Source organism: Streptomyces sp. CMB-StM0423 (assembly GCF_002847285.1).
Classification (GTDB): Bacteria; Actinomycetota; Actinomycetes; order Streptomycetales; family Streptomycetaceae; genus Streptomyces.
In genome coordinates this window covers 7,574,149-7,589,093 of sequence record NZ_CP025407.1, presented here as the reverse complement: position 1 = coordinate 7,589,093, position 14,945 = coordinate 7,574,149, and the positions used below count along the sequence as shown (strand labels likewise).

Genomic DNA, 14,945 nt, shown 5'->3' with positions numbered 1-14,945 from the left:
GTACGGACGGGCAGCCCTTACGCCCCTCAGACCCACCGCCGTCCGGGCGCGGGCCGTACCGCCGTCGCCACCGCGTCCGCCAGCGGCTCCACGTCCTCGCCCGCCAGCGGCGAGACGGTCAGCCGGATGCCGGGCGGCGAGGCGAGGCGGAAGCGGGCCCCGGGCGCCGCCGCCCAGCCGGACCGCAGGAGCTGGGTGACCGCGGAGGTCTCGTCGGGGACCGGCAGCCAGACGTTCATCCCGCTGCGCCCGGTGGCCTCGACTCCCCGCCGCCGCAGCGCCGTCAGCAGCGCCTCGCGCCGCTCGCCGTACGAGCGGGCGACCGCCGCCGGATCCAGGATCCCGCTGCGGCGCAGGTGGACGACCGTGTCCTGGAGCAGCCGGCTGACCCAGCCGGGGCCGAGGCGCTGGCGGCCCTCGACGCGGTCCACGGTCACCCGGTCCCCGGTGAGCACCGCGAGCCGCAGGTCGGGACCGTACGCCTTGGCGGCGGAGCGCACCGCGAGCCAGTGCCGTGCGGCGCCGGCCAGCGGCTGGAACGGCAGGTCGACGATCGCGTGGCCGTGGTCGTCCTCGACGAGCAGCACGTCCGGGTGCCGGGCGAGAACGGCGCGCAGTTCGGCGGCGCGCTCCCGAGTGAGCGCGGCGCCCGTCGGGTTCTGCGCGCGGGAGGTCACGACGAGGGCGCGCGCGCCGGAGGCCAGCGCCGCCGCGGCACGCTCCGGCAGCGGCCCTTCTTCGTCCAGCTCGACCGGCACCGGCCGCAGGCCGAGCGCGGGCACGAGGTCGAGGAGGCTGCCCCAGGCGGGGTCCTCGACCGCGACCGCGTCGCCGGGGCGCAGATGGGCGGCGAGGGCGCGCTCGATCGCGTCCAGCGAGCCGGAGGTGACGGCGACGGGGCCCGGGGGCACGCCGTCGGCGTCGAAGTCGGCGCGGGCGAGGCGGGCCAGCTCGGGGGCGACGCCCTCGTCGCCGTAGAGCACGGGGGACGTGCCGTGCCGGGCGGCCGCGGCGGCGAGGGCGCCGGCGAGCGGGGGCAGCAGGGCGGGGTCGGGGTTGCCGGTGGACAGGTCGCGGGCACCGGGCGGCACGGCGACGCTGATCTGCTCGCGGGGCGCGGTGGCGGGGCGGGCGCGCACCCGGGTGCCGCGCCGGCCCGCGGTCTCGACGACGCCGCGCTCACGCAGCATGCGGTACGCGGCGGCCACCGTGTTCGGGTTGACCGCCAGCTCCGCCGCCAGCGCGCGCAGCGGCGGCAGCGGGGCGCCGGGCTGCAGCGCACCGGCGCCGATGCCGCGCTCGATGCTGGCAGAGATCTCTGCTGCGCCCCGGCCTTCGATCCGATACTCTCCTAGCACAAAGAGCATATTGCACTAGTGCAATGAGGATCGCAACTCGACACCGCCGCCGCGCAGCCGGCGGCACGTACCGCCGAGCACCGCCGAGCACCGAGGGAGCAGCCCGTGTCCACCACGCCCCCCGCCGCCTACCGCCCCACCGACCGCACCGTGCCGACGCGCTCCCGCGAGCGCGCGTCGTACGACCGCGAAGTGGTGCACTCCGTGCTCGACGCCGGCTACGTCTGCCACCTCGGCTTCATCCGGGACGGCCGCCCCGTCGTCCTGCCCACGCTCTACGCGCGCGTCGGCGAGCAGGTGTACGTACACGGCTCCACCGGCTCCCGCCCGCTGCGCACCGCCGGGCGGGCCGGGGACGCCGGGATGCCGGTGTGCCTGACGGTCACGCACGTCGACGGGCTGGTGCTGGCCCGCTCCGCGTTCCACCACTCGATCAACTACCGCTCCGCGGTGCTGCACGGCGACGCGTACGCCGTGACCGACCACGACGAGCGGACCATGGCCCTCGACAGGATCGTCGACCACATCGTCCCCGGCCGGGCCGACGACTCCCGGCGCGCGAACGCCAAGGAGCTGGCCAGGACCGCGGTGCTCCGGCTCGCCATCGAGGAGGTCTCGGTCAAGACGCGCACCGGCGGCCCCGAGGACGAGCCGGAGGACCTGGAACTGCCGTACTGGACGGGGGTGGTGCCCGTCGCACCCGTCTACGGCCCGCCCGTACCGGCCGGCGACCTCGCCCCGGGCATCGCGCCGCCCGGCTACCTGCCTGCGGGCTGACCGTCCGGCGACGCGTCGGCGGTGGGTGCCGCGGGCGCGTCGCCGGACGGCTCCTCGCCGCCCTCGCGCGGCCGCGGCACGTTCCCGGCCACCGGCTCGCCCCGCTCGCCGGAACCGGACGCAGGCGCCGCCAGTTGCGCGGTGAACGCGCCGATCAGCACCAGCGCGCCGCCCACGATCTGCGCCGCGCCCAGGTGCTCCGACAGCAGCACCCACGCCAGCACCGACGCGACGACCGCCTCCAGACACGCGACGACCCCCGCCACCGGCGGCGAGAGCCGGCGCACCGCGAGGACGCCGAACAGATACGCCAGCACGGTCGTGACCAGGACGATCCAGACGATCAGCACCCAGGCAGGCGGCCGCATGTCGCCGAGTTCCGCGCGCTCGCCGAGCAGCGACCACTCCAGGTTCCAGGGCCGGGAGACGAGGGTGAGCACGACGGCGCCGACGATCAGCCCGTACGCGATGACGCCCAGCGGGTTCGGCGCCTTGCCGTCGGCGGAATCGGTGCCGTGCCCGGCGAGGACGAAGTACGCGCACTGGCAGCAGGCCGCGCCGAAGGCGAGGAGCAGCCCGAGCGCGTCGAAGCCGAGGCCGGCCCAGACCTCGACCACGCAGGCCAGCCCGGTGACCGCGAAAAGCACGCCGACCGCCGCCTGCCGGGTGACCGGCCGCCGCTGGACGAACCGCACCCAGCCCAGCACCAGGGCGGGCCCGAAGAACTCGATGAGCAGCCCCACCCCGACCGGGATCCGGGCGATCGCCGCGAAGTAGAACGCCTGCACGCCGGCGACCGCGAGCACGCCGAACCCGGCGAGCAGCGCGGGCCGCTCCCGTACCAGCGTGCGGTGCCGCCAGGCGAGCGGCAGCAGCACCAGCGCGGCCCCGGCGATACGCAGCCACACCACGTGCAGCGAGTCCATGCCCTGCTCGATGAGCGGCTTGGCCGCCACCCCGGAACCGCCGAACGCGAGCGCGGAGGCCAGCGCGAGCCCGAGCCCGGCGCGCCTGTCGAATGACTGCTGCATGCGGGCGATTATGTCAGCGCCGTACATGAGTGTCATTCTTCGTTGCTCCTGACATGAGGCGCGCGGGCGCAGACCGCGCATCCTCCCCTCCGCAGGCGGGCATCCCCTCGGTGGAACCGATCCCTCCCCGCACGGGTCCAACGACCGACACCCCACGATCTGGTCACTCCGAGCAGCCAGGGGGAAGACATGACACGACAGCCCGGCCGCGCCCGCACCCGCATCGCCCTCGCCGCCCTCGCGGCGGCGGGGCTGCTGGCCGCAGGCTGCGGCGCGAGCTCCGACGGCGGGTCCGCGGACGACACGGACAACGCGGGCAACTCCAAGCCCCTGCCGGCGCAGAGCGCCGACGGGAACGACAGTGCGCAGAACGGGGACGGGGCGCAGCAGGACACGCCCGCGAAGGACGACGCCGAACCGGAGAAGGCGGCCGGCGATCCGGCGGACGGCAAGGCGGACGAGGGCACGGCCGCGGAGCCGCTGAAGGCGGAGCCGAAGACGGAACCGAAGGCGTCAGCCGGCGATTCGGCGGCGGCCCCGTGGTGCCGTACGGGCGACCTGGCGGCCTCCGTACGCCCGCTCAACCCGGCGGCGGGCAACCGCTACGCGGCGCTCGTCCTCACCAACGACTCGGACGCCACCTGCCGCACCCGCGGCTGGACGGGCCTGCAACTGGTCAGGGCCGACGGCACGAAGGTCCCGACCAGGGTGGTACGGGACGGCAGCCGCACCCCGGCCATGCAGACGCTCGCCCCCGGCGCCTCGGCGTGGAGCCGGCTGCACTGGACGGTGGTCGCCAGCGGCTCGGACGACGCGAGCGGCGCCTGCCGCCCGAAGCCGGCGGAGCTGCAGGTGATCCCGCCGGACACGTACCACCACACGGACACCGCGTGGCCGCTGGGCGAGGTCTGCGACGCGGGCCGCATCGAGTCCCTGCCACTGGCGAAGGGAGCGGGCCCCGCACGCTGACGGGTTTCATGTGCGACTGAGCCGCGGCGCCCGGCCGGCCGAACCGGGCGCCGGGGCTCAGTTCTCCTCTGCGAGGATCAGGTAGAGCTTCTTCCGGGCGTCGTTGACGACGGCCAGCGCCTCCTGGCGCTGCTCGGGAGTGCCAGTGGTGTACACCTGCCGAAACGCCTCGGCAAGCGCGAAGCCCGACTGCCGGACCTCCTGCAGCGCCTCCCAGTCGACCCCGCGCCCGGCGTCCTCCCAGGGCGCCTCGGGCCCGGACTCGGCCTCCTCGCGCCCGGCGCCGGTGAGCGAGAACAGCTTCTTACCGCCCTCCGTGGCGCTGACGATCAGACCCTCGTCCTCCAGCAGTTGCAGCGTCGGATACACCGAGCCGGGACTGGGTTTCCAGGCTCCGCCACTGCGCTCGGAGATCTCCTGGATCATCTCGTACCCGTGCATACCGCGGTCCTTGAGCAGGGCCAGAATCGACGCCCGCACATCCCCCCGCCGAGCCCGCCCCCGCGGCCCCCCACGCCCCCGCCCGAAGGGCGGCCCGAACGGCGGCCCGAACCCCCCGAAGGCCGAGCGCCGCCCGCCACGCGGGCCGTATCCGTGTCCATGGGATTCCATGGTCCTCACCTCTTCCAGTTTCCTTCTACGATCGATTGCGATACGTCAACGATATATCGCCGACACTCGCAAAGCAACCCAGCCCGGAGCGAGCCTGTGACCTGTGGCTCCGGGCTCGCCCCTGCTGCAGAGCTCAGTCGGACACACCGGCGGAACCACGCCATGACGTACCGATTCACCGCCCGCGCCGCCAGAACCGAGGTCGCCCCGGACGGCCGCTTCACCCAAGCGGCCCTTGCGGTTTCCCGCAGATGCTCCGAGCGCCGGACGAAGCGTCGTACTCCAGTTACGGGTGTGCCGATTCGCCTGCGAGAACGCGGCCTGCACCCGACGCACCTTCGTCGCGCAGACACCGACCTGACCTGCAGGCACGCACTCTCCCGGCGGCCGGCCCACCGACCTGCTGCCCGCCGGGGAGACATCAACACCGCGCGATCCAGCGGCAGAACAGGCGGCCGGCGAGGTCGTCGGCCGGCGGAAAGAATTGGCTCACGCCGCCCCGGACGCTCAGCCGGTGTCGACAGTCGTCGGGGAACGGGTGGGGTGGCCCGGGCGCACCGAACCCCCGGGGGCCCGTTGCTCCCCGGGGGTCTGTTGCTGCCGTTACGGGCGGGTCGGCGTCAGCGGATGTTGACGTCGATGCAGGCGTAGAAGGCGTTTCCCGTGTCGTACACGTTCCACACGGCCAGGACCTTCTGCCGGCCGGTGATGTTGCCGAAGTTGACCGTGTGGCTGAACTGCGAGGGCGGCTGCGCGCCGCCGTCGTTGAACTCCGCGACCTTCTGGCCGCCGACGAAGTACTGCCACGTGCTCGTGCGGTGGTTGGCGGTGATCTGCCAGTTGAACGACTGGGTCCTGTTGATGTCGGTGACCGCCCAGCCCTTGCTGTCGTCGTTGAGCTCGGCGAACCGGCTGTTGCCGCCGTGACAGCTCGTCAGGCCCTTCGGGCCCTCGACGCTCTGCGGTTCCCACTGGATCTGACCACACGAGACCGTGCCCGCTTTGCACTGCTGCTGCCGGCTCGGGGGCGAGGTGATCCAGCCGTGTGCGCTCGCCTGCGGGGCCGGGAGGGCGAGCACGACCAGCGGGGTCACGGTCGCGGCGACGATCGCTGCACGCTTTTTGAGACTGCGCATCTTGTCTCTCCCTGCATGGGGGGCATTGGTCTAGACTTTATCTATTGTCAGACCACCGTCAAGACTGTGGAGCAGGGAGAATTGACCGCCGGCAACAGTCCACCGGGCCGGAGTCGTTCATTCCGTAGGCAGCCACCCCACCTTCCCCGCCAGCAGCGCGTACCCCACGAACGCCACGATGTCGATGAAGGCGTGCGCCGCCACCAGCGGCCCGACCCGCCCCCACCGCCGGTACAGCAGGACGAACAGCACGCCCATCACCGCGTTGCCGATGAAGCCGCCGATCCCCTGGTACAGGTGGTACGTCCCGCGCAGCAGCGAGCTGGCCGCCAGCGACGCCTTCGGGGTCCAGCCCAGTTGGTCCAGCCGGCGCAGCAGATAGCCGACGACGATGACCTCCTCCACCACGGAGTTCTGCACCGCGGAGAGGATCAGCACCGGGATCTTCCACCACACGTCGGGCAGCGACTCCGGTACGACGGTCAGGTTGAACCCCGCCGCCCGCGCGCCCAGGTAGAACGCCAGCCCCGTGCCGCCGACCACCGCCGCCACGACCGCGCCCCAGCCCAGGTCGAAACGCGGCCGCCGGTGGTCGAAGCCGACCGCGCTCAGCCCGCCCGCGCGCTCGCGCACCAGCAGGTACGCCACGAGCGCCACCGGCACCAGCGCGGTGGTGATCCCGAAGAGCTGCCACGCGAGATCCAGCCACGGACGCCCGGGCGCGGCAGAGGAGTTGAGGTTGGCCGACTGCTCCTTCAGCCCTTCGGACCGGGTCAGCGAGCCGATGAAGCTGATCAGGGCCGAGACCGCGCTCGCTCCCAGGGACAGCGCCAGCACCAGCAGCGTTTCGCTGCTCAGCATCCGGCGGGACTGGTCCTGCACTCGCTCCTCCAATTGGTCAATCCCTCCTCATGGGCCCCACCGTGTCGCTAGGGTCGCGGAAAAACACGTGACCAATATGCGGCTGTCCGGGGGGACGACCATGGGACGACACAGCTTGCCCGATGCGTACGGAACGGACGAAGCCGTGCTGCGGCGCAGCGTACGGGGCCGCACGGTGGTCATCGCGACCGCCCTCGTCCTGGCGATCGGCGCCGGGGCGCTGGTCGCCGTGCAGGCCGGGCTGCTGCCGCAGGACGACCCGTGCGCGGGTGCGGACCTCGAACTGGCCGTCGTCGCCTCGCCCGACATCGCCCCCGTCGTCCGCAAGACCGCCGAACGCGCCCGCGCCGCGGAGCTGAAGTCGGACGGCCGCTGCCTGGACATCGAGGTGAGCGCGCGGCCCGCCGCCGAGGTCGCCCAGGCGCTGCGCACCAAGGACACCCGGCCCGACTTCCAGGTCTGGATACCCGACTCCAGCATCTGGACGGGCATGGTCACCGCCGGCGGCGGGGGTGCGAGCATCGACGAGGTGACCCGGCTGGCCAGCTCACCCGTCGGCATGGCCGCCCTCCGGGACGGCGCCCGCAAACTCGGCTGGCCGGAGAAGACGTACGGCTGGGCCGAGCTGACGGACGCCGCGCTGGGCGACGGCGCCGGCCTGCGCCTCGGCACCGCCGACCCGGCCGTGAGCGCCACCGGCGCGCTCGCGCTGACGGCGATGCACCGCGCCGGCGGCAAGGACGCGGACACCCGTACCGCCGCGACCGCAAAGCTGCTCTCCGACCGCGTCGAGCCCGGCGACACGGCGGTGCTGGCGTCGCTCCCGGACTCCGGTCTCGACGACCCGAAGGACAACGACGCACTGTTCCTCTCCGAGCAGGCCGCGTTCCGCCACAACGCGGGCGCGAACACCGGCGGGCGGCTCGACATGTTCTACCCGGAGGGCGGCACGGTCGCGCTCGACTACCCGTACACGATCGTCGACAACGACGCCATGGCGATGGACCGGGTCCGCGCCGCCAGCCGCTTCCAGCGGCTTCTGACCGACGCCAGGACCACCGGCCTGCTGCGCCGCCAGGGCTTCCGCTCCCCCGAGGGGCGCCTCGACGCGGACCTGGCGATGGCCGCCGGCGGCGCCGCCCCGCAGCCCTTCGACGCGCCGCCCGCAGAACCGCCGGCCCCCGACGAGGTTGCCTCGGTCCTCGGTATGTGGACCGTCACGGTGCAGAGCGCCCGGCTGACAACGGTGGTCGACGTGTCCGGCTCGATGGGCGAGCCGGTCCCCGGCGAGGCGGGGCAGACCCGGATGGACGTCACGAAGAACGCGCTGATCCAGGCGCTCTCCCAGTTCACCGGCGAGGACGAGATCGGCCTGTGGCGGTTCTCCACCCGGCTTGAGGGCGAGCAGGACTACGAGGAGGTCACCGGCACCACGCGGCTGGCCCAGCGCACCGACGACGGCACCAGCCACCGCGAGCTGCTCGCGAGCGCATTCGGCGGCCTCCAGCCGGTGCCGGACGGCGCGACGGGCCTGTACGACACGGCCCTTGCGGCGTACGAGCGGCAGGTCAAGGAGTACGCGCCCGGCCGCTTCAACGCGGTCGTGCTGCTCACCGACGGCGCCAACGAGGACCCGGGCAGCATCTCCGCCGCGGACCTCGCCGCGCGGCTGCGCGAGACCGCCGATCCGGAGCGGCCGGTGGGCCTGATCGCGATCGGCATCGGCCCGGACGCGGACATCGAGGCGTGCGGGCGGATCGCGGAGGCGGTCGGGGGCGAGTCGTACCGGGTGACGGATCCGAAGGAGATCCACGCGGTGCTGCTGCGGGCGGTGACGGACGCCGGCGCGAAGGCGGCGCTGTCCTGAGCGGTACGGGCCGGGGCGCAGCCCGCAGGCGCCGGGACGCGGCCCGTACGCCCCGCACCACAGCCCGTACGGCCCGGGGCGCAGGCCGTACGCGCCGCAGCACCGGCCCCGCGCGCCCGGCGCGCCGCCTGCGCCGCCGGGCCCCGCGTCAGTCCACCGGCCAGCGGTGCACCGGCTCCTCCGTGCGCGTCAGCTCCACATAGCGCCGCGTCATCTCCGCGAGCGCCGCCCCCCGGTCCAGCCCGCGCCCCAGCGCCCGGTGGAACGCCGCCGACTGCCACGACGCCCCGTTGACCCGCCGCCGGCAGCGCTCCTCGATGACGCCGAGGTAGCGGTCGCGGTCGGCCGGGTCGACGCCCCAGGCGTCCAGCCCGGAGGCGGCCATGGGCAGCAGTTCGTCCCGTACGAGCTTGGCCACGGGCACCCGCGCCACCCCGCCGAGCCGCCGCCGTCCCGGCCACACGAGCGTGGCGTCGATACCGTCCCGGCAGGCGGCGGCGAAGTTGGCCGCCGCGCCGTCGAAGGGCAGCCGGCCCCAGACGGGCCGCTGCTCGTCGGCGAGGGTGCGCACGAGGCCGTAGTAGAACGCCGCGTTGGCGACGACGTCGGTGACTGTCGGGCCCGCGGGCAGCACCCGGTTCTCGACCCGCAGGTGCGGGACGCCGCCGGCGATGTCGTACACGGGCCGGTTCCAGCGGTAGACCGTGCCGTTGTGCAGCACCAGTTCCGACAGTTCCGGCACCCCGCCCTCGTCCAGGACGCGCAGCGGGTCCTCCGCGGCGCAGAGGGGCAGCAGCGAGGGGAAGTAGCGGAGGTTCTCCTCGAACAGCTCCAGCGGTTCGGTGATCCAGCGCTCGCCGAACCAGACGCGCGGGCGCACGCCCTGCGCGCGGTACTCCGGCGGCCGGGTGTCGGTGGCCTGGAGGAACAGTTCGGGCCGCGACTCGCTCAGCAGCTCCCGGCCGAAGACGAACGGCGCGTTGGCGCCGAGCGCGACCTGCACGGCCGCCGCCGCCTGCGAGGCGTTCCAGACGTCCGCGAACCGGTTGGGGGTGACCTGGAGATGCATCTGAACCGAGGTGCACGCGGCCTCGGAGGCGATGGAGCCGGTGGTGTACGTCAGCTCCTCCACCCCGTGCATGTCGAGGTGGATCTCCTCGCCGCGGGCCGCGAGGATCTGCTCGTTGAGCCGGTGGAAGCGGTCGACCTCGGAGAGGTTGGCGGAGACCAGGTCGGCGGCGGTGAGCGTCGGCAGGATGCCGATCATCACGATCCCGGCGCCCACCTCGCGCGCCTGCCGGTCCGCGTACCAGAGCCCGGTGCGCAGCTCCTCCGCGAGCTGGTCGAGCACCCGGCCGGCGAGCCTGTGGGGCGCGATATTGACTTCCAGGTTGAACTGGGCCAGCTCGGTCTGGAAGTCGGGGCTGGCGATGCGCTCCAGCACTTCCGTGTTCATCATGCGCGGCATGCCGTCCGCACCGACGAGATTCAACTCGATCTCCAGCCCCATCAGATTCTGCGGGCGGTCGAATCTCTTCTCTTCCAGCAGTCGCTCCAGCCCCACGAGACACTCGCGGAGCCGCTGCCGATAGCGGTGGCGGTCGGACAGGTCGAACCCGCCGGCCACGACCTTCTCGCCCATCGAGGTTCCTCCTCGGCTCGGCTGCCCGGGATGATGCCCAGACGCGGGTACCCTGACGCCCGCAGCCGCCGTATCGTCGGCTACGCTGGCCGCCCGCGCCGGACGGCATCGTTCCGACTGCACACCGCCGGGCGCGCGTACACCGCTCGCCGACTGGTCGCAATCACCGACGAGATCCGGCCGACCCCGGGTGCCGGCCGTTACCGCGCCCGTCAGGCGATTCTCGCTGATGTTCCGGAAAGACCAGCGGATATTCGACCGAGAATCCTCTTGCGGAATTCACCCGGACGGCCAGGCGGAAGGACTTCCACCGGTAGTCGTATAAAATTCGCGAACGAGGCAGAGAGTTGGCGCCCCCTTGCACGGATGCGGTCCCCTCTGGCCCCGCTAGCAGACAGCGCCGTCCGCATCTTGCCCCCTGCTCTGCTCCACGTCTGTCGAAGGTAGGCGACCCCTATGCCGCTCAGCGTCCTTACGCCCCCCTCCCCGGCTCTGCGCAGCGTCAACGCCGCGCTGAAGTCCCCGACGGCGGTGCGCGGGACCCGTGCTCTCGCACCGGCGTCCGGGAGCCCGGCGGACGCGACGGACGCGCTCCCCGTCCACGTTCTGGACGGGGTCGGCGCCGCGGCCGGCACACCGCACGCGGCGCTCACCGGCTGGCGGTTCCACCTCGCCGCCGAGGGCCTCGTCGTCGCCGCCGCGGAGGCGCGGATCACCCCGGACGGCTGGGCGTTCTCGCACTTCTCCGAGGGCCCGTATGTCGCCTCCACCCAACGCGCCCTGCGCCAGGCCGAGTCGCTGCCCGCCCTGCTGCAGCCGCGGCTGCTGTCCGTACCGGAGCTGTACATGGTGACGCTCTGGCTGCGCGCCGACGCCACCGCGCCGGCCGAGTCGGGCACGATCGACCCGGCGGATCTGCTGGTGCCGCTGGCGCCCGCGCCGCCCGGCATCCGGGCCCACCGCGCGCACCGCGCCGGCGACCTGCTGCCGGCGCTGCGCGACCGGCTGGCGGGCGCGCGGCTGCTCGGCTCCTCCGCCTGATCACGGCGAGGTCACGGTCTGATCACCGCTGTGGACTAGTCCACTCCCGGCCGGTGCACCCCCCGAAAGGATGGTCCGGCACCGAGCAACCGCCCGCGAGGGTGATGCGTCTTCTGCCCCGGAGACCACCTGCCGGTAAATCCCTGCGAATTGACGCGCGCGGGGGAACACTGGATGCGGAACGAGTCGACACGGGGGCGGCGATGACATCTGCAGACCGCAGGACCGAGACCACGAAACGACGAGAGTACCCAGCCATGTGCCAGCACCAGCCACCCTGCCCCACCGCCCAGTCCACCGACCGGGAGGCGGCGCGCCCGGTGGCGAACCACCCGGAGCAGGGCTGGAGCCTGCTCTGCAACGGCGTCCTGCTGTTCGAGGACACCGGCGAGCTGCTGCCCGACGGCCGGATCATCGCGCCGCACCGGCCGCCGAACGCCGACGACGTGACCGCCGCGGCCTGACCTGCCCGGGCGGCGGTCGCGGCCGCCGCCCGCCGGGCGGTCCCCGCGGCCGCGCGCCCGCCTCGCACGCCGCCGGCCCGGCGCGGGGGCGCCGGGCCGGGTGCGGTACGCGCGCGGGCGTACGTCAGGCGTCGTATTCGTCCAACGGGGGGCACGAGCACACCAGGTTCCGGTCGCCGTAGGCGCCGTCGATCCGGCGCACCGGGGGCCAGTACTTGTCCGCGGGCGTCACCCCGGCCGGGAAGACGGCCTCCTCACGCCCGTACGGGTGCTGCCACTCCCCCGCGAGCTGCGCCGCGGTGTGCGGCGCGCCGACCAGCGGGTTGTCGTCCTTGTCCCACTCCCCCGTGCCGACCCGCTCGATCTCCCGCCGGATCGCGATCATCGCCTCGCAGAACCGGTCGAGTTCGCTCAGGTTCTCGCTCTCGGTCGGCTCGATCATCAACGTCCCGGCCACCGGGAACGACATCGTCGGGGCGTGGAAGCCGTAGTCGATCAGCCGCTTGGCGACGTCGTCGATCGACACGCCGGTCGCCTTGGTCAGCGGCCGTACGTCGATGATGCACTCGTGCGCGACGAGCCCGCCGGGACCCGCGTACAGCACCGGGAAGTGCGGCTCCAGCCGCTTGGCCACGTAGTTGGCGCCCAGCACCGCGACCTGGCTGGCGCGGCGCAGCCCGTCCTCGCCCATGAGCTTCATGTACGCCCATGAGATCGGCAGGATCCCGGCCGAGCCCCACGGCGCCGCCGAGACCGGGCCCACGCCCGTCTCGGGGCCCGCGGCGGGCTGCAGCGGGTGGTTCGGCAGGTACGGGGCCAGGTGCTCGCGGACCGCGACCGGGCCGACGCCGGGGCCGCCGCCGCCGTGCGGGATGCAGAACGTCTTGTGCAGGTTCAGGTGCGAGACGTCGCCGCCGAACTTTCCGGGGCCCGCGAGGCCGACGAGCGCGTTGAGGTTGGCCCCGTCCACGTACACCTGGCCGCCGGCGGCGTGCACGGCGTCGCAGATCTCCGTGATGTGCTCCTCGAACACGCCGTGCGTGGAGGGGTAGGTGACCATGAGCACGGCCAGCTCGTCGCCGTACTGCTCGATCCTCGCGCGCAGGTCGTCCGCGTCGACCTCGCCGTTCTCCGCGGTCTTCACGACCACGACCTTCATGCCGGCCATCACCGCGGAGGCGGCGTTGGTGCCGTGCGCGGAGGACGGGATGAGGCAGACGGTGCGGCGCTCGTCGCCGTTGGCGCGGTGGTACGCCCGTACGGCCAGCAGGCCCGCCAGCTCGCCCTGCGACCCCGCGTTGGGCTGCAGGGAGACCTTGTCGTAGCCGGTGACGGCGGCCAGGCCCTCCTCCAGCTCGCGGATGAGGGTCAGATAGCCCGCGGCCTGGTCGGCGGGCGCGAAGGGGTGCAGCCCGGCGAACTCGGGCCAGGTGACGGCCTCCATCTCGGCGGTCGCGTTGAGCTTCATCGTGCAGGAGCCGAGCGGGATCATGCCGCGGTCCAGCGCGTAGTCCCGGTCGGCGAGCGTGCGCAGGTAGCGCAGCAGGGCGGTCTCGGAGCGGTGCCGGTGGAAGACCGGGTGGGTCAGGTACTCGTCGGTGCGCAGCAGCCCGGCGGGCAGCGCGTCGGCGGTGGCGGCGTCCAGCTCACCGACGTCCCGGCCGGTGACGCCGAAGGCGTCCCAGACGACGGCGAGGTGGTCGCGGACGGTGGTCTCGTCGCAGGAGATGCCGACGTGGTCGGCATCGGCGAGGCGGAGGTTGACGCCGGCGTTGCGGGCGCGGGCGGTCACCTCGGCGGCCCGGCCGGGGACGCGGACGGTGACGGTGTCGAAGAACGCGTCGTGCACCACGTCGGCGCCGCCCGCCCGCAGGCCCGCGGCGAGGATCGCGGCGAAGCGGTGGGTGCGCCGGGCGATCGCCGCCAGGCCCTCGGGGCCGTGGTAGACGGCGTACATCGACGCCATCACCGCGAGCAGCACCTGCGCGGTACAGATGTTGCTGGTGGCCTTCTCGCGGCGGATGTGCTGCTCGCGCGTCTGGAGGGCCAGCCGGTACGCCTGCGCGCCGTCCGCGTCCTTGGAGACGCCCACGAGCCGGCCCGGCAGGCTGCGCGCGAACTTCTCGCGTACGGACATGTAGCCGGCGTGCGGCCCGCCGAAGCCCATCGGGACCCCGAATCGCTGGCTGGAGCCGACCGCGATGTCGGCGCCGAGCTCCGCGGGCGAGGTCAGCAGGGTGAGCGCCAGGAGGTCGGCGGCGACGGTGACGACGGCGCCCAGCTCGTGCGCCCGCTCGATGACGGGCGCGAGGTCCCGTACGGCACCGGAGGCGCCCGGGTACTGCAGCAGCACGCCGAAGACGCCGCGCTCCGCGGCCTCCGCGGGGATGCCGCCGCTGAGGTCGGCGACGACGACCTCGACGCCGGTCGGCTCCGCGCGGGTGCGCAGCACGGCGACGGTCTGCGGCAGGGTATCGGCGTCGACCAGGAAGACGCCGTCCTTGACCTTGCCGACGCGCCGGGACAGGGCCATCGCCTCGGCGGCGGCGGTGCCCTCGTCGAGCAGCGAGGCGCCGGCGGTGGGCAGCCCGGTGAGGTCGGAGACGACGGTCTGGAAGTTGAGCAGCGCCTCCAGACGGCCCTGGGAGATCTCCGGCTGGTACGGGGTGTACGCCGTGTACCAGGCGGGGTTCTCCATGACGTTGCGCAGGATGACGGGCGGCGTGTGGGTGCCGTGGTAGCCGAGGCCGATCATGGAGGTGAGCACCTCGTTGCGCGCCGCCAGGCCGCGCAGCTCGGCCAGCACCTCGGCCTCGGAGCGGGCCGCGGGCAACGCGAACGCGCCGGTGCCCTTGATCGAGCCGGGTACGGCGGCCTCCGTCAGCTCGTCCAGCGAGCCGTAGCCGGCCTGGGCGAGCATCTTGGCCCGGTCGCCCGCGTCCGGTCCTATGTGGCGCTGCTCGAAGGGCGTGCCGCGCTCCAAGTCGGAAAGCGGGATGCGGTGGGCGTTCGTCTCGGACAAAGGGGCCTCCTGGTCGCGCGGACCTTCGCGGATACCCCTGGGCCGGGCACCCGTACGGCCTCCCCCTCTGTCATCCGGACCTGAGAGCTTCACCGGCACGCCCTGACTGGGCGCGGCCCGGCTTGCACCGTCGGTGAGGAAGGG

Annotated in this window: 12 protein-coding genes; 5 read left to right on the top strand and 7 right to left on the bottom strand. The window is 73.5% G+C overall.

The annotated features are described in order from the left end of the window. Window positions 1-26 precede the first annotated feature (26 nt). The gene (locus CXR04_RS32970; protein ID WP_101426727.1) at window positions 27-1,358 is read right to left on the bottom strand and encodes an aminotransferase class I/II-fold pyridoxal phosphate-dependent enzyme; all 1,332 of its coding nucleotides are present in this window, start codon (window positions 1,356-1,358) and stop codon (window positions 27-29) included. 105 nt (window positions 1,359-1,463) lie between these two features. Between CXR04_RS32970 and CXR04_RS32965 the strand changes: the two genes are divergently transcribed. Continuing rightward, window positions 1,464-2,135, top strand: a complete 672-nt coding sequence (locus CXR04_RS32965) for a pyridoxamine 5'-phosphate oxidase family protein (RefSeq protein ID WP_101425859.1) — start codon at window positions 1,464-1,466, stop codon at window positions 2,133-2,135. Here the strand turns inward: CXR04_RS32965 and CXR04_RS32960 are convergent. Beyond that, the gene (locus CXR04_RS32960; protein WP_101426726.1) at window positions 2,117-3,193 is read right to left on the bottom strand and encodes an EamA family transporter; all 1,077 of its coding nucleotides are present in this window, start codon (window positions 3,191-3,193) and stop codon (window positions 2,117-2,119) included. The genes CXR04_RS32965 and CXR04_RS32960 overlap by 19 nt on opposite strands. A gap of 162 nt (window positions 3,194-3,355) precedes the next feature. Between CXR04_RS32960 and CXR04_RS32955 the strand changes: the two genes are divergently transcribed. Next, window positions 3,356-4,135 carry a DUF4232 domain-containing protein gene (locus tag CXR04_RS32955; RefSeq protein ID WP_101425858.1) on the top strand — a complete coding sequence of 260 codons (780 nt, stop codon included), beginning with the start codon at window positions 3,356-3,358 and terminating at the stop codon, window positions 4,133-4,135. Between the two features lie 57 nt (window positions 4,136-4,192). On the opposite strand, the gene CXR04_RS32950 is transcribed toward CXR04_RS32955, so the two are convergent. The 3 genes from CXR04_RS32950 to CXR04_RS32940 all read right to left on the bottom strand — a co-directional run bounded on the left by CXR04_RS32950 (window position 4,193) and on the right by CXR04_RS32940 (window position 6,744). Continuing rightward, window positions 4,193-4,747 (bottom strand): PadR family transcriptional regulator, encoded by a 555-nt coding sequence (locus tag CXR04_RS32950; protein WP_101426725.1) that lies wholly within the window; start codon window positions 4,745-4,747, stop codon window positions 4,193-4,195. 620 nt (window positions 4,748-5,367) lie between these two features. Then, a complete protein-coding gene (locus tag CXR04_RS32945; RefSeq protein ID WP_101425857.1) occupies window positions 5,368-5,883 on the bottom strand; it encodes a lytic polysaccharide monooxygenase auxiliary activity family 9 protein in 516 nt (171 codons plus the stop codon). Between the two features lie 117 nt (window positions 5,884-6,000). Then, window positions 6,001-6,744, bottom strand: a complete 744-nt coding sequence (locus CXR04_RS32940; RefSeq protein ID WP_234380847.1) for a CPBP family intramembrane glutamic endopeptidase — start codon at window positions 6,742-6,744, stop codon at window positions 6,001-6,003. Window positions 6,745-6,865: 121 nt separating this feature from the next. Between CXR04_RS32940 and CXR04_RS32935 the strand changes: the two genes are divergently transcribed. Then, entirely contained in the window at window positions 6,866-8,632 is a 1,767-nt protein-coding gene (locus CXR04_RS32935; RefSeq protein ID WP_234380611.1) for a substrate-binding domain-containing protein, read from the top strand. Window positions 8,633-8,780: 148 nt separating this feature from the next. Here the strand turns inward: CXR04_RS32935 and CXR04_RS32930 are convergent, their stop codons facing one another. Then, complete coding sequence (locus CXR04_RS32930; protein WP_101425854.1) at window positions 8,781-10,274, bottom strand: glutamate--cysteine ligase; 1,494 nt, start codon at window positions 10,272-10,274, stop codon at window positions 8,781-8,783. Between the two features lie 456 nt (window positions 10,275-10,730). On the opposite strand from CXR04_RS32930, the gene CXR04_RS32925 reads away from it, so the two are divergent. Together CXR04_RS32925 and CXR04_RS32920 are read left to right on the top strand one after the other, a co-directional pair. Beyond that, a complete protein-coding gene (locus tag CXR04_RS32925; protein ID WP_101425853.1) occupies window positions 10,731-11,315 on the top strand; it encodes a hypothetical protein in 585 nt (194 codons plus the stop codon). Between the two features lie 257 nt (window positions 11,316-11,572). Further along, window positions 11,573-11,779, top strand: a complete 207-nt coding sequence (locus tag CXR04_RS32920) for a DUF5999 family protein (RefSeq protein WP_101425852.1) — start codon at window positions 11,573-11,575, stop codon at window positions 11,777-11,779. A gap of 124 nt (window positions 11,780-11,903) precedes the next feature. Here CXR04_RS32920 and gcvP read toward each other — a convergent pair whose 3' ends face one another. After that, window positions 11,904-14,801, bottom strand: coding sequence for an aminomethyl-transferring glycine dehydrogenase (gene gcvP, locus CXR04_RS32915; RefSeq protein WP_101425851.1), 2,898 nt, complete (start codon window positions 14,799-14,801; stop codon window positions 11,904-11,906). Between the last annotated feature and the right edge of the window lie 144 nt (window positions 14,802-14,945).

Excerpts from the sequence above, each read along its gene's own strand:
- CXR04_RS32920 (WP_101425852.1), top strand. The coding sequence starts at position 11,573 with ATGTGCCAGCACCAGCCACCCTGCCCCACCGCCCAGTCCACCGACCGG.
- CXR04_RS32940 (WP_234380847.1), bottom strand. The coding sequence starts at position 6,744 with ATGCTGAGCAGCGAAACGCTGCTGGTGCTGGCGCTGTCCCTGGGAGCG.
- CXR04_RS32935 (WP_234380611.1), top strand. The coding sequence starts at position 6,866 with ATGGGACGACACAGCTTGCCCGATGCGTACGGAACGGACGAAGCCGTG.
- CXR04_RS32960 (WP_101426726.1), bottom strand. The coding sequence starts at position 3,193 with ATGTACGGCGCTGACATAATCGCCCGCATGCAGCAGTCATTCGACAGG.
- CXR04_RS32930 (WP_101425854.1), bottom strand. The coding sequence starts at position 10,274 with ATGGGCGAGAAGGTCGTGGCCGGCGGGTTCGACCTGTCCGACCGCCAC.
- CXR04_RS32945 (WP_101425857.1), bottom strand. The coding sequence starts at position 5,883 with ATGCGCAGTCTCAAAAAGCGTGCAGCGATCGTCGCCGCGACCGTGACC.
- CXR04_RS32950 (WP_101426725.1), bottom strand. The coding sequence starts at position 4,747 with ATGGAATCCCATGGACACGGATACGGCCCGCGTGGCGGGCGGCGCTCG.
- CXR04_RS32955 (WP_101425858.1), top strand. The coding sequence starts at position 3,356 with ATGACACGACAGCCCGGCCGCGCCCGCACCCGCATCGCCCTCGCCGCC.
- CXR04_RS32925 (WP_101425853.1), top strand. The coding sequence starts at position 10,731 with ATGCCGCTCAGCGTCCTTACGCCCCCCTCCCCGGCTCTGCGCAGCGTC.